Origin of the sequence: Pseudarthrobacter sp. (genome assembly GCF_036675385.1) — a bacterium.
In the GTDB taxonomy this organism is placed as follows: domain Bacteria; phylum Actinomycetota; class Actinomycetes; order Actinomycetales; family Micrococcaceae; genus Arthrobacter.
Window position 1 is genome coordinate 41,800 of record NZ_JAKFFD010000165.1, and the last position, 14,285, is coordinate 56,084.

The 14,285-nt window shown below is 67.4% G+C and carries 11 protein-coding genes; 5 read left to right on the forward strand and 6 right to left on the reverse strand.

Going from position 1 to position 14,285, the window contains the following annotated elements:
- Positions 1-45: 45 nt before the first annotated feature.
- Positions 46-1,254 carry an MFS transporter gene (locus V6M49_RS14400; RefSeq protein ID WP_104063381.1) on the reverse strand — a complete coding sequence of 403 codons (1,209 nt, stop codon included), beginning with the start codon at positions 1,252-1,254 and terminating at the stop codon, positions 46-48.
- A gap of 67 nt (positions 1,255-1,321) precedes the next feature.
- On the opposite strand from V6M49_RS14400, the gene V6M49_RS14405 reads away from it, so the two are divergent.
- Together V6M49_RS14405 and V6M49_RS14410 are read left to right on the forward strand one after the other, a co-directional pair.
- On the forward strand, positions 1,322-1,780 hold the full coding sequence (locus tag V6M49_RS14405) for a (deoxy)nucleoside triphosphate pyrophosphohydrolase (protein ID WP_332761590.1): 459 nt from the start codon (positions 1,322-1,324) through the stop codon (positions 1,778-1,780).
- 9 nt (positions 1,781-1,789) lie between these two features.
- Positions 1,790-1,948, forward strand: a complete 159-nt coding sequence (locus V6M49_RS14410) for a MetQ/NlpA family ABC transporter substrate-binding protein (protein WP_332761592.1) — start codon at positions 1,790-1,792, stop codon at positions 1,946-1,948.
- 10 nt (positions 1,949-1,958) lie between these two features.
- On the opposite strand, the gene V6M49_RS14415 is transcribed toward V6M49_RS14410, so the two are convergent.
- From V6M49_RS14415 to V6M49_RS14425, 3 genes are all read right to left on the reverse strand, one after another.
- Positions 1,959-3,086: an Rv2578c family radical SAM protein gene (locus V6M49_RS14415; protein WP_332761594.1), complete on the reverse strand. Its 1,128-nt coding sequence runs from the start codon at positions 3,084-3,086 to the stop codon at positions 1,959-1,961.
- 94 nt (positions 3,087-3,180) lie between these two features.
- Positions 3,181-3,837 carry an SIMPL domain-containing protein gene (locus V6M49_RS14420; protein ID WP_332761596.1) on the reverse strand — a complete coding sequence of 219 codons (657 nt, stop codon included), beginning with the start codon at positions 3,835-3,837 and terminating at the stop codon, positions 3,181-3,183.
- Between the two features lie 2 nt (positions 3,838-3,839).
- Complete coding sequence (locus V6M49_RS14425; RefSeq protein ID WP_332761598.1) at positions 3,840-4,322, reverse strand: hypothetical protein; 483 nt, start codon at positions 4,320-4,322, stop codon at positions 3,840-3,842.
- A 200-nt stretch (positions 4,323-4,522) separates the two neighbouring features.
- Between V6M49_RS14425 and pheS the strand changes: the two genes are divergently transcribed.
- The 3 genes from pheS to V6M49_RS14440 are packed head-to-tail and all read left to right on the forward strand — an operon-like array spanning position 4,523 to position 8,838.
- A complete protein-coding gene (gene pheS / locus V6M49_RS14430; RefSeq protein WP_104063385.1) occupies positions 4,523-5,584 on the forward strand; it encodes a phenylalanine--tRNA ligase subunit alpha in 1,062 nt (353 codons plus the stop codon).
- Positions 5,585-5,586: 2 nt separating this feature from the next.
- Entirely contained in the window at positions 5,587-8,130 is a 2,544-nt protein-coding gene (pheT, locus tag V6M49_RS14435; RefSeq protein WP_332761600.1) for a phenylalanine--tRNA ligase subunit beta, read from the forward strand.
- A 12-nt stretch (positions 8,131-8,142) separates the two neighbouring features.
- Entirely contained in the window at positions 8,143-8,838 is a 696-nt protein-coding gene (locus tag V6M49_RS14440) for a 4'-phosphopantetheinyl transferase family protein (RefSeq protein WP_141140047.1), read from the forward strand.
- 26 nt (positions 8,839-8,864) lie between these two features.
- On the opposite strand, the gene V6M49_RS14445 is transcribed toward V6M49_RS14440, so the two are convergent.
- Positions 8,865-10,244, reverse strand: a complete 1,380-nt coding sequence (locus V6M49_RS14445) for a M1 family metallopeptidase (protein WP_332761603.1) — start codon at positions 10,242-10,244, stop codon at positions 8,865-8,867.
- A 52-nt stretch (positions 10,245-10,296) separates the two neighbouring features.
- Entirely contained in the window at positions 10,297-14,211 is a 3,915-nt protein-coding gene (locus tag V6M49_RS14450) for a Pls/PosA family non-ribosomal peptide synthetase (RefSeq protein ID WP_332761629.1), read from the reverse strand.
- Between the last annotated feature and the right edge of the window lie 74 nt (positions 14,212-14,285).

Consider the following 14,285-nt stretch of genomic DNA (forward strand, 5'->3'; position numbering starts at 1 on the left):
CGCACCGAATGCTTCGGTGAAGCCGCTGCCCGCCCGTTCCCAGGATCAGGCGGCCAGCGGCTTTTTGCGTTCCAGGACGCCGCTGGTCACCGCGATGCCAAAGCCCAGGACTGCCAACCCGGCGCCCACGAGCGCGGGTGCCACGAAGCCCCAGCCCCAGGCGATCACTAGGCCGCCCAGGAAGGCGCCCAGGGCATTGGCAACGTTAAGCGCGGCGTGGTTGAGCGAAGAAGCCAGGGAGGGGGCGTCCGGCGACGCATCCAACAAACGGGTCTGCAGGGCCGGGATCAGCATGGAGCCGGACGCTCCCACCACAAAGACCATCACCAGGGCCGACCAGGGCCAGTGCACAGCCACCGCGTAGACCACCAGCGCGACGGCGATCCCGGGCAGGACCCAGTACAGCGTCCCCATCACTGACTTGTCGGCCAGCCTGCCGCCGACGACTGTTCCGGCCACCATGCCCAGTCCGTAGAGGGCCACCACAATGGGCAACAGCGATCCCGGAATCCCGGCCACCAGGGTCATGGTGTGCGCAATGTAGGTGTAGGTCGCGAAGAAGCCACCAAAACCCACGATGCCGATCAGGATGGCCAGCCACACCTGGAGCCGTTTGAGCGCACCGAGTTCGCGGCGGATGCTCGCGTCAGGATGGGGGGCCTGGTACGGGACATAGCGCCACAGCAGCACCAGTGTCAGCAAGCCAATGCCTCCCACGAGGAGGAACAGCAGCCGCCAGCCGAAGGTCTGGCCCACCCAGGTGGCCGCGGGCACACCGATGACGTTCGAAACGGAGAGGCCCGCCATCACCATGGAGATGGCCCAACCCCGACGCGTGGGGGAAACCAGGGAGGCGGCGATCACAGCCGCGACCCCGAAGAATGCACCGTGCGGCAGTCCGGCCGCAAACCGGGAAACCAGCATGCTCCCGTAATCGGGAGCAACATAGGACGTCAGGTTGGCCAGCGTGAAGAACAGCATGAGGCCCAGTGCGAGGTATTTGCGTGGCAGTTTGGCACCGACTGCGGCGAGCAGCGGCGCGCCCACCACAACCCCGAGGGCGTAGGCGGAAATGAGGTGTCCGGCCTCCGGGGTGCTGATGCCGAGTCCTTGTTCCACCTCTTTCAGCAGGCCCATCATGGTGAACTCCGTGACGCCGATTCCGACGCCGCCCATTGCCAGCGCAAAGATCGCCGCGCCAACATGCGGAGTCTTCGCCTTGGACGCGGTGGAGGTTTGGACGACGCTGCTCATGTGCCTGCTTTTCAAAGGGGATGTTGGGGGAAGGCCCGTAAACCATTCTCCCTCATAGACTGGGGCGGTGAGTGGACTGATACAGGTAGTTGGCGGAGCAATAGTGGACTCGTTGGCGAACCCCGCCCGCATGCTGGTGGCCAGGCGGACTGCTCCCGAGCAGTTCGCTGGGCTCTGGGAATTTCCCGGCGGGAAAGTGGACGCCGGTGAGGAATGCGAGGCTGCGTTGCACCGGGAACTCAGGGAAGAACTGGGCGTAGAGGTCCGTCTGGGGCCGGAACTCCACTCCGGGGCGGCAGCTGGCTGGCGGCTGAACGAGCGGGCCAGCATGCGGGTGTGGTTCGCGGAGATTTCCGACGGCGATCCCCAGCCGCTCGAAGACCATGACCAGCTGAGATGGGTGAGCACCACGAATCGTGATGTAGCTCTCAGTCTTCCGTGGATCCCTGCCGACTTCCCGATTGTCCGGGCACTTCTTGAATCACTGGGCACGCCTGTGGGATCAGCCCCCTTCGCTGAATTTTAGGAGCTGCTGGTGGAAGGCAAGGACAGTGCCTACTACAACGTGCTGGCAGTCAAAGCCGAGATGAAGGACGATCCCCGGGTCCAGAAGCTCTACAAGATCCTGACCTCGCAGGACATGAAGGATTTCCTGCAGGAGAAGTACAAGGGCCTGGCCATTCCGGCCAGCTAGGAATCCGTCCCTAGAACAGGGTGGGCTGCTGACGCGGCCCGGCGGCGGCCGGTTGGGACTCCCCAGCCGGCCGTTCCTGTGTGCCGACGCCGGTAGACGGGATACTCCCCGCCGGATACTGGGCTTCCTCGCCACGGGGATCGTCTTCGAGGTCACGGTGGCTGAAGCCGTGGCCGCTGGTGAAGCCGTGCCGGTGCTTGAAATAGCGCACCTTTGCGGCGAGCCAGGTGCGGTATTCCTTGGACGCGTAGGACCCTGTGCCATAGAGGCGCCGGTAGCGGCCAGCCAGTTCCGGATGGTCCTTGGCAATCCACTGCATGAACCACTCGCGTGTTCCCGGCTTCAGGTAGAGGGCGCCGGCGGTGACGCCCGTGGCACCGGCTGCGGCCAACGAAGCGAACAGGGAATCGAGGGCTTCGTCACTGTCGGACAGCCACGGCAGGATAGGCATCGCCATAACACCGCAGGGGAGCCCGGCATCGCGTAAGCGGGAGACCAGCTTCAGCCGCGCCCGAGGCCCCGGCGTGCCTGGTTCCACGGCTTCCGAGAGCGCCTCATCCGTCATAGCCAGTGAAATACCCACCCCTACCGGCACCTGGGCGGCAGCCCGCTTCAGGAGCGGGATGTCCCGGGCGAGCAGCGTCCCCTTGGTGAGGATGGACAACGGCGTACCTGAGTCAGCCAGCGCCGTGATGATTCCCGGCATCAGCCGGTAGCGGCCCTCGGCCCGCTGGTAGGGGTCCGTGTTGGTGCCAAGCGCCACCTGGTGACGGCCCCAGGACGGTTTGGCCAACTCCTTCCGGAGGACCTCGGCCGCATTGACCTTGACCACCACCTGGCTGTCGAAATCCAGTCCGGCGTCAAAGTCGAGATACGTGTGGCTCTTGCGCGCAAAACAGTAAACACAGGCATGGCTGCAGCCGCGGTATGGGTTCACGGTCCACTCAAACGGCATCCGCGACCCGGCCACCACCTTATTGAGCACCGATTTGGCGGTGACCTCATGGAAGGTGATGCCGGCGAATTCGGGGGTGGTCACAGAACGGACCAACCCGGCAAGGGGAAGCAGGGCGGGTGATGGGCCACTTCCGAGGTCATCGGCGGGCCGGGGCATCAGCGCTTGTGCATCCCATCTCATGTCTTCCATTCGAATGTATGTTCGAACTTAAGTCAAGGACCGGGCGCCGCGGAAGTCCGCGCGCCGCGGGTTCGGCGCCGCCCTGTGGGAACCGTCAGTCCAGCAGTTCCCACACCACGGTGACGCTGGCGTTAATGCTCACGTGGCCCGCCTCCACGCTGATGGCTTCGCTGGCGGCGGCGCGCTGGATCCGGGCCACGGGGATGGGCCCGGGCGCATCCGGGTGCTCGGCAACGGACACCACCGCGCCAAGCCGCGCGGACGCCAGGGATGCAAACTGTTCGGCTTTGGCTGAGGCATCCTGCCACGCAGCGTCCCGGGCGAGTGCGGCGACGGCTGACTCATCCGAGAAGCCAAGTTCCAGTCCGTTCAGGCGCACGTCATCGCCGCCGGCGTCTACTGCGGCGGCAATAACGGCGGATGCCGCGCTGACCTGCCGCAGGCGCACGGTGAGCATGCTGGAGGTCACGTACCCCGTCACCTGCTGGCCCCCGCCGTCGCGCCAGACGAACTCCGGCCGGACGTTCAGTCCGGAGGTCCGGATGTCCGTGTCAGCCAGGCCGTGCCGGCGGAGCGCACCGGATACGGCTGCGGACGCTGTTCCTGCATCCGCATAGGCGGCGCCCACGCTGTCCCGACGGCACTCGACGCCCACGGAAATCGTCAGTAAGTCAGGTGGCGCCTCCGCCGTCCCCGTTCCGGTCACGGTGATGGTCCTGTTGTTGGTCGTGGTGTTGGGTTCGCCCGTCATTGTCAGACCTCGATTCCGCCGGCCCCATGGGGCGCCGGCTTTGGTGTCCTGATGTCAACGTAACCGCCGGCTGCCAGGCCGGCCTGCCGCTCGAAGAAATTTGCCGACGCCGGATTCCCCGTCCGGAGCAGCGACCAGCCGGCGGCCAGGAAATACAGCGGAAGGAAGGGGAGCCCCAAGCAGTAGGCGTACTGGCTGCAGTGCTTTTCCTCATGCACCAGGAGCGCCGGATTGGACGTCAGTTCTTCGGTCCGGATCCGGCAGATGACCACGTTGCCGAGGGTGAAGGCCCCCGCATACGGAACGCGCCACCGGTAGCCGGACGCTATGACCAGCCCGCGGGGGCCTTTGCTGATGGCGGTTCCCGCAGCCGCGGCCACGGCCAGGCCCAGCAGGGTAGTGCCGTTGGCCAGGTTGGCGAGGTGTCGTACCCGCTGCCCCGGAGTCAACAGCTGCGCGGCTGACAGGGCCTGCCCTTGTGTCATGAGGCCATGGTAGCCGGAGCCTTCACTTAGACTGGAGGATAGTGGCCGCCAGTTTGACCGGTGTGCCCTGACCTGGTCATCGAGTGCCTTCACCTTGGGTGAATCCACAACGTGACCTGCCAGTGACGGATGCGCTGCCGGGAAACCGCGCACGGCTGCACCCCTCACCGGCAGCCCCGACTCGTAGCTAAGAACAGTAGATGACTGAAACTTTGCCGGGCGCCGCCATCCCGAACCCTACGGATGAAGCCGCCATCACTGCCGCTGTAGACCAGGCCATCGCCGCCATTGCCGGCGCAGGCACCCTTGACGAACTCAAGGCGGTGAGGCTGGCGCACACCGGTGAGAAGTCACCGCTCAGCCTGGCCAACCGGGAGATCGGCGGACTGCCGAAAGACCAGAAAGCCGTAGCCGGCAAACTCATGGGTTCCTCACGGGGCCGGGTCAACAAGGCGCTCGCGGACCGCACCGCCGAGCTGGAAGCACAAAACGACGCCCGGATCCTGCTGGAAGAGACGGTGGACGTCACTGCCGCACCCCGCCGTCGTCGGGCAGGAGCGCGTCACCCGCTCTCCACGCTGCAGGACCGCGTGGCGGACATCTTTGTGGGCATGGGCTGGGAAATCGCCGAAGGCCCCGAGGTGGAATCCGAATGGTTCAACTTCGACGCCCTGAACTTCAAGCCGGACCACCCCGCCCGCGAAATGCAGGACACGTTTTTCGTGGAGCCGCCGGAGGCCCACCTGGTGATGCGTACGCACACCTCCCCGGTGCAGGTCCGGTCCATGCTGGAACGCGAACTGCCCATCTACGTCCTCTGCCCCGGCAAGGTGTTCCGCACCGATGAACTGGACGCGACGCACACCCCGGTGTTCCACCAGTTCGAGGGCCTGGCCATCGACAAGAACTTGAGCATGGCCGACCTCCTGGGCACGCTGGAGCACTTCACCCGACAGTTGTTCGGCGACGAGGCGTCCGTCCGGCTGCGCCCGAACTACTTCCCCTTCACCGAACCCTCCGCGGAACTGGACATCTGGCACCCGGGCGCCAAGGGCGGCCCGCGCTGGATCGAATGGGGCGGCTGCGGCATGATCAACCCCAACGTCCTCCGCGCCGCGGGCATCGACCCGGATATCTACTCCGGTTTCGCCTTTGGCATGGGCATCGAGCGCGCGCTCATGTTCCGCAATGACGTCGGCGACATGCGCGACATGATCGAAGGCGATGTACGTTTCAGCGAGCACTTCGGGATGGAGATCTAACAGTGCGTATCCCACTTTCCTGGCTGCGTGAATTCGCAGCAGTACCGGCCGGAGCAACGGCCGAAGACCTGATGGCCGAACTGGTCAAGGTTGGCTTTGAAGAGGAAGCGGTCCACCGCCCCACGGACACCCTGCAGGGCCCGGTTGTGGTGGGCCAGGTCCTGAGCATCGTCAAGGAACCCCAGACCAACGGCAAAACCATCAACTGGTGCCAGGTCCGGGTTGTCCCCGAAGGCCAGGAACAGACCCTCACCGGAGACGGCATCGACCCGTCCGGGGTGCAGGGGATCATCTGCGGCGCCCACAACTTCGTTGAAGGCGACAAGGTAGTTGTCACTCTGCCGGGGGCGGTGCTGCCCGGCGACTTCCACATCTCCGCCCGGAAGACGTACGGCCACCTCTCCGCCGGCATGATCGCCTCCGTGCGTGAGCTTGGCATCGGCGAGGACCACGACGGCATCCTGGTGCTGTCCCGGATCGGGCTCGATCCCGAAATCGGCACGGATGCCATGGAACTGCTGGGCCTCTATGACCAGGCAGCCGAGATCAACGTGACCCCGGACCGCGGCTACGCGTTCTCCATCCGTGGTGTGGCCCGCGAATATGCGCACGCAACCGGCACAGGGTTCACGGACCCCGCGTCAAAGGTCCAGGCCCCGGCGGAACTTTCCGGCGGCTACGGCGTCAAGCTCAACGACGACGCGCCCATCTACGGCAAACCCGGCTGCGACCGTTTTGTGGCCCGCACCGTCCGCGGCGTCGACGCCACCAAGCCGACGCCGCCGTGGATGACCTCAAGGCTCCGGCTTGCCGGGATCCGTTCCATCTCCCTGCCCGTGGACATCTCCAACTACGTGATGCTCGAGCTTGGCCAGCCCACGCACTGCTATGACCTGGACAAACTGTCCGGCGACATCGTGGTCCGCCGGGCCGTGGCGGGGGAGAAGATCACCACCCTGGACGACAAGGAGCGCACGCTCGACGTCGAGGACCTCCTCATCACCGACGGATCCGGCGCGATCGGCATTGCCGGCGTGATGGGCGGCGCAGCCACCGAGGTGAGCGATTCGACGTCGAACGTCCTGGTGGAAGCTGCGCACTTCGACGAGGTGTCCATTGGCCGTTCCCGCCGCCGGCACAAGCTGCCGTCCGAGGCGTCCAAGCGCTTCGAGCGCGGCGTCGACTGGCACGTTGCGGACATCGCTGCCCAGCGTGTTGTTGACCTCCTGGTGGACCTCGCCGGCGGGGTTGCTGACGAGGCGGGGACCGACGTCGGGACCGCACCGGATGCCGTGACCATTGCGCTGCCGGCAGCCTTCGCCGCCCAGCGGATCGGCATCGATTTCACCGAAGAGCAGATCACCACCTCGCTGGTGGACCTCGGCGCCGTGGTGGAAAAAGCCGACGGCGGCTGGACCGTTACCGCCCCCAGCTGGCGCAACGACCTGGAAACCAAGGAAGACCTCACCGAGGAAATCGCGCGGCTGGTGGGCTACGACAACATCCCCGCCACCCTTCCGGTGGCCCCTCCGGGACGTGGCCTGACCCGCGTGCAGCAGCAGCGACGTCGGCTCATCCAGTCACTGGCCGACGCCGGTCTGACCGAAGTCCTGGCCTACCCGTTCGTCTCCAAGGCGGCCAACGACACGTTCGGCGTCGCCGAGCAGGGTGCGGCCCGGAGCGCGGTCAAGCTGGCGAACCCGATCAGCGAGGAACACGGCTTCCTGCGCACGTCCATCCTCCCCGGGCTGATCGAGGTGGCCAAGCGGAACTACTCCCGCGGGTTCCGCGACCTGGCGCTCTTCGAGTCGGGCCTCGTTTTCCTGCCGGGCGAGACCTTGGGTACGCCGTCCATCCCGCCGCTGGGCGTTAAGCCTTCCGACGAGGTACTGGATGCACTGTACGACGGCGTTCCGGACCAGCCGCTGCACGTCGCCGCTGTCCTCACCGGCCATGATTCACCCGCTGCCGCCGGCCACACGCCGCGCTTGTGGGACTGGTCCGACGCACTTGACATTGCCCGGCTCGCCGGGGATGTCCTGGGTGTGGAGGTTGTGGTCAGCCAGGGTGCACACCAGGCGTTCCACCCGGGCCGTGCCGCGCAGCTCTCGCTGCGGACCGGCGAAGTAGTGGGTTACGCCGGCGAGCTGCACCCGAAGCTCCTGGCCGCGCACGACATGCCTGCCCGTTCGGTGGCGCTGGAGCTCAACGCGGATGCCCTGTTCGAGGCAGCCGCGGATGTGATTGTGGCCCGCCACATCTCCACGTTCCCGGTGGCCACCCAGGACGTTGCCCTGGTGGTGCCGCAGGAGATTCCCGCGGACCAGGTCCTCGAAGCGCTCCGCGAAGGCGCCGGCGAGCTGCTGGAGGACGTGGCGCTGTTCGACGTCTACGCCGGCAAGGGTATTGAAGAAGGCAAGAAATCGCTCGCCTTCGGCCTGCGTTTCCGGGCAACGGACCGGACGCTGACAGCCGATGAGGCCTCGGCTGCGCGCGAAAGCGCGGTTGCCCTGGCTGCAGAGCGCTTCGGCGCCGTCCAGCGCTAAACGCGGATCCGGATGGCAGGGCTGGTGGGGGCGGTGCCGGTGGCGCCGGTCCTGCGTTCCTGCCCTCCCGGCGTATCCGGAGGGCAGGACCCGACGGCGGGCCACCAGTCGATAGTGCTGGGGCCCGCCGAGCTGGCCCGCGCGGCGGCCCTGGCACCCGGCCCGCGGGCCGTTTTTGTCACCGGCCGGCGTGCCCTGCGAAGGTTCGCAGCAGAACTGCTGGACGTCCCGGCGTCGGACCTCACCACCCACTTCAGCTGCCCCCGGTGCGGCTCCGGCCCCGAGCTATCGCACGGCAGGCCGGGCTATACGCTCAGGGGAGAGCCGGTGCCGCTCGCGCTGAGCCTGTCCCGGAGTTCCGGGTGGATCCTGTTGGGCGCCGTGGTGGATCCACCGGCCGGAGTCACGATGGGCCTGGACCTGGCGGACCCGTCCGGCATGGCCTTTGAGGGGTTCGACGGCGTGGCCCTCACCGCCGCGGAGCGCACGGCCCTCACCGGGCTGGCCGGGCCTCTGCTGCTGCAGGAGCGGGCAAGGCTCTGGGCGCGCAAGGAAGCCTGGCTCAAGATGACGGGCGACGGTCTCGCCACGGCACCGGACAGCCTCGACGTTTTGTCGCGCCCGGAAATCCGGGACCTGGCCGCCGGCGAGGCGGGCCTCCCGCTCAACTTTCGCGCCGCCGTCGCGGTTTCGCGCACCGGCAGCTAGCGACGTTGCCGTCAGCGTTTTGCTGGTCAGCGCACCGGCAGTGGCGGGAGGGCTGCTTCGAGCAGCCACGGGTGCAGCAGCGCCTCGGTGTCCAGGCCGGTAGCCCGGTCCGCGGCGAGAATAAACGCCGCCGTGGACACTGAACCGTGACGGTGGGCATCCGTCCAGTCGTGCAGCAACGCAAAGAATGCCAGGTCACCGCACCGGACCCGCAGGGCATGCAGGGCCAGGGCTCCCCGCTTGTAGACGCGGTCATCAAACATAAGCTCCGGCCCGGGGTCGCCCACGATAATGTCCTGGCTGCCGGCGGCCAGTTTCCGCCAGGCTGCGGCAGCCCGGTTCGCGACAGGCAGGACGCCCGCCTCCTCCGACCAGATCCACTCCGCATAGCAGGCGAAGCCCTCGTGGAGCCAGATATCCGACCATGATGCGGCAGTGAGGGAGTTCCCGAACCACTGGTGTGCGAGCTCGTGGGCGATGAGCCGCTGGGATTCCCACTCCTGCGTCAGATGGTTCCGGCCCAGAATGGAGAGCGTCTGCGCTTCAAGCGGTATTTCCAGCTCGTCTTCGGTCACCACCACGGAGTATTCCGGGAAAGGGTAGGGCCCGAAACAGCTGGCAAAGGTGCGCATCATCTCAGGCTGCCTCGCCAGGCCTTCGCGGGCCGTGTCGACCAGCAGTGCCGGGACGGCGGCGAACTGCGGAACCTGCCCGTCCACGGGGAAGGGGGTCAGGGCGAGGAACTCATAGCGGCCGATCTGGACCGTGGCCAGGTAGGTGGCCATGGGCTCGGCCTGTTCGTAGACCCAGGTCTCGCGGCTGGCCCTGCTGGTGTGGGAGATCAGGGTGCCGTTACACACGGCCCGGTAATTGGCGTCGGTGGTCACGCTGATCCGGTAGCTGGCCTTGTCGCCGGGGTGGTCGTTGCACGGGAACCAGGAGGCGGCGCCGTTCGGCTGGCCGGCCACAAGGACCCCGTCGGTGAGTTCCTCCCAGCCCACCTCGCCCCAGAACCCGCGCCGGGGACCAGGGTTGCCTTCGTAGCGGATGTCGAGGGTAAATTCCTCGCCCGCCGGCAGCGCGGCCTCGGGCACAATGACCAACTGCCCGGCGCGCTGGCTGAACTTTTTGACCCGGCGCCCGCTGAGCTGGATCTTTGTGGCCCGGAGCCCGGTCAGGTCCAGCACGAGGGCCGCCGTAGCGTACTGTGTGACCGCGTTCAGGACCGCACGCCCGCTCAGGCGGTTACTGCTGAGCTTGTAGTCAATGTCCAGTTCGTAGCGGCGGACCTTGTACGCGTTTGTGCCATGGCCGGGCATATAGGGGTCGGGCGCAGATGCGCCGTGCTCCGAGTTGCGTGCTGGGCCGGTATTCGCGGCCGTGGGGCTCGGTGCGGGGGAACTCATAAGACGGTCTTTCCGATCAGCGTTGGGCGGCAGGACAGCTGGTATTGCGAGGCTAGCGGGGTTTGGGAGCGGACGCTGCGGGACCGCTCCAGGGGCTCACCGGGTTGCCCATCCAATAGGTCGCGGCGGGAACGGATTCGCCCCGCATCACCAGCGAAGCCGGTCCAACAGTTCCGCCGCTGCCGATGCTTGCCTGCGGCAGGATAACGCCGTGGGGCCCCATGGTGGCTCCGTCTTCGAGGGTAACAGTGTCCAGGCTCATGACCCGGTCATGGAACAGGTGCGTCTGGACCACACAGCCACGGTTGACGGTGGAGTTCCGCCCGAGGGTGACCAGGTCCGCTTCGGGGAGCCAGTAGCTTTCGCACCACGTGCCGCGGCCGATCCGGGCACCGAGCGCCCGGAGCCACCAGACCAGGGCCGGGGTCCCGGTGGCTGCCCGCGCGAACCAGGGGGCGCTGACCATTTCGATAAACGTATCGACCACTTCGTTGCGCCAAATGAAGGAGCTCCAGAGCGGGTGCTCGCCGGCCCGGATCCGGCCCACGAGGACCCATTTGGCGACGACGGCGCTGCCCGCGGCCGCCGCGCCCGCCAGCAGCATCACGACTCCGCCCAGGGCTGCGGCAATCCCGTAGTTGTAGGTAGCGGCCAGCCAGTCAAAAGCAAGCATCACGCCGGCGGCGATCGCCACCGTTACCACCACGGGGATGAAGCGGCCCAGTTCCCAGAGGCAGCGGGCAAACTTGAGCCGCAGCGGCGGCTGGTACGTGCGGGTGTCGTCCGAGGCGATGGCGGTGCGCCGGAGCCGTACAGGCGGGCTGCCCAACCAGGAGGTCCCGGACTTGGCCTTGGCCGGTGTGGCCGACAGGACGGCGACGAGTGAGTTCTTGGGGACATTCCGGCCGGCAGCGGTCATGCCCGAGTTGCCCAGGAAGGAGCGCTTGCCGATCTTCGCGGGCGCAATCCGCAGCCACCCGCCGTCGAGCTCGTAGGAGGCCACCATGGTGTCGTCGGCCAGGAAGGCGCCCTCGCCCACAGTGGTCATCTTGGGGATAAGCAGGACCGTGGAGGCTTCGACGTTCTTGCCGATCTTGGCGCCCAGCAGGCGCAGCCAGACCGGTGTGAAAAGACTGGCATAAACGGGGAAGAGCAGGTCGCGGGCCAGGTCCAGCACGCGTTCCGTGGCCCAGACCTGCCAGCCGATCCGGCTGCGGACGCGGTAGTAGCCCTCCGCCAGGCCGATGCCGAGCATCCGGGTGGTGACCAAAATCAGCAGGAGGTTGACGACGAACCACACGAGGGCCGCGGGTGCGAGGGCCTGCAGGAGTTGCGGGACGGCTGCGGAGAGCGATTCGCTGCCTTGGATGAAGGCAAAGACCACCAGGGCCGCGGCGGCGGCAGAGACGTAAGGGATCAGGGCCAGCACGGCTGAAGCCATGGCGAATCCGGCGAACCAGAGCCGGCCAATCAGCCGATGTTCGGCAGGAGTGTCCGGCAGCGAGTGCTTGGCCTTGCCCCGGCGCTCGGCGGGGGAGCCGGCCACGTGGTGGCCGGCCTTTACTTTGCCGAGGACGGCCGAGCCGGGCTCCACTTGGGCTCCGGCGCCGATGGAAGCGCCGGGCATCAGCGTGCTGCGCGCCCCGACGCTGGCTCCTGCCCCGATATGGACGGCCCCGATGTGGACGATGTCCCCGTCGATCCACCAACCGGAAAGATCCACTTCAGGCTCGATGTTGGAGCCGCTGCCGAGGGAAAGCATCCCGGTGACAGGCGGCAGTGAGTGCAGTTGGACGTTGTTGCCGATCTTGGCGCCCAGCGCCCGGGCGTAGTACGGCACCCATGGTGCGCTGGCGAGGCTGATGGCCCCGGCGAGGTCCTGGATCTGTTCGGCCAGCCAGAGGCGCACGTGCACCCGTCCGGAGCGCGGGTACGTTCCCGGCCCCACCTTCCGGAGCAGCATCCGGGCCGCGGCCACGGAAATCAGCATCCGGCCGGCCGGGGAGACGAAGACGAGCCAGGAGGCGGCCACCCACCACCAGGAAACGGTGGGGGCAGCGCTGAAGCCGGCCATCGCGGCCAGTACGTTGTTAGCCGCCATGAGGTAGGTCAGCCAGCGCATCCCCACCAGGATGTGCAAGGGAATACCCATCAGAGTCTGGAACACCTGGGACTTGAACGCGGTGGGGCGTACAGTGCGGGACGGCGCAGGCCCGGTGGCCACTCCGTCGGGAAGGGTCTGGCGGGCCGCATCAATCAGGGCGCCGATCCTGGGTGTGGCATAAATGTCGGCGACCGTGATGGTCGGGTACCGGACCCTGAGGGCGGAGACCAGCTGGGCAGCGGACAGGGAGCCGCCGCCGTAGGCGAAGAAGTCGGCGTCGAGGCTTGTTACGGTGCTGCCAAGGACTGCAGTCCACTGTTCGGCCACCCAGGAGGCATCTTCGGGCAGGTTCAAGGGGGCAGCGTCGGCCTCCGCCGCACCGGTCCCGGTCAGCGGCCAGGGCAGGGCGTGGCGGTCCACCTTGCCGCTGGTCTTGGTGGGCAGGGAGTCGACGACGGTCAGCAGCGGAATGAGGGGCGCGGGGAGGCTCTCTGCCAGGAGCTCGCGGGCGGCCGCCAGATCCAGGTCAGCGTCCGCGGCGGCCAGGTAGCCCACCAGGATCTGGTTGCCCGCAGCGGTTGTCCGTACTGCCGCAGCAGCTCCGGCAACATGCGGGAGCGCCTGCATGGCGGCGTCAATTTCGCCTAGTTCGATCCGGCGTCCACCGAGCTTGACCTGTTCGTCGGCGCGGCCCACAAAGATCAGTCCGGCGGCTTCGTAGCGGACTAGGTCGCCCGAACGGTAGGCGCGGTCCCAGCCGAAGGACGGCATGGGCGCGTACTTCTCCCGGTCCTTGTCCGGGTCAAGGTAACGGGCCAGTCCGACGCCGCCGATGATCAGTTCGCCGATCTCCCCTTCGCCGACGGGCAGTCCTTCAGCATCCACCACGGCCAGGTCCCAGCCGTCCAGGGGCAGTCCGATCCGGACCGGACCGGGGCCACCCAGGGGAGCCGCGCAGGCCACTACCGTGGCCTCCGTGGGGCCGTAGGTGTTCCAGACTTCACGGCCCGGGATGGCAAGCCGCTCGGCCAGCTCGGGCGGGCAGGCCTCGCCGCCGAAAATCAGGAGCCGGACGCTCTCCAGGGACTCGGCTGGCCAGAGGGCAGCCAGCGTTGGAACGGTGGACACTGCGGTGATGCCGTGGCTGATGAGCCACGGGCCGAGGTCCGTTCCGGTCCTGACCAGGGCCCGCGGTGCGGGCACCAGGCAGGCGCCATGACGCCAGGCAAGCCACATTTCCTCACACGAGGCATCAAAGGCGACCGAAAGCCCTGCCAGTACCCTGTCCTGCGGGCCGAGGGGCTCCGCCTGCAGGAAGATCCGGGCTTCGGCGTCAACAAAGGCGGCGGCGGAGCGGTGCTGGACCGCGACGCCCTTGGGCGTGCCGGTGGAACCGGAGGTGAAGATCACCCAGGCGTCATCGCCGGGCTCGGCGGAACGGCTTTCGGCACCACGACGCTCGGCTTCACCGCGTTCACCGCGTTCAGCGGGTTCCGGGGAGTCAGGCACGGAGACCGCGGCGCCACCGGTGAGCACCGCGGCTACGCCAGCCTCACCCGTGAGCACTGCGGCTACGCCAGCCTCACCGAAAACGAGCCGGGCACGTTCCTCAGGGTCGTCGGCGTCCACCGGAACGTAGGCGGCACCGATGTGCAGGATAGCGAGAATCGAGATGTAGAGCTCACAGGTCCCGGACGGAATCCGCACACCTATCCTGTCGCCGGCGCCCAGCCCGGCCGCCTGGAGCTCCCGTCCTTTGGCCCGGACCGCGGCCATCAGGTCGGCATAGCTCAGGGAACGCCGGCCGTCGTCGAGCGCCGAGGCCTCCGGGAAACGTGCCGCCGAGTCCGCCAGGATGGCCATGAGGGTCCGCTCGGGCGGGGCCAGGGGAAAACCGGCCAGCTGGGGGCGGTAGGGATCCTCCGGCAGGGATGCGA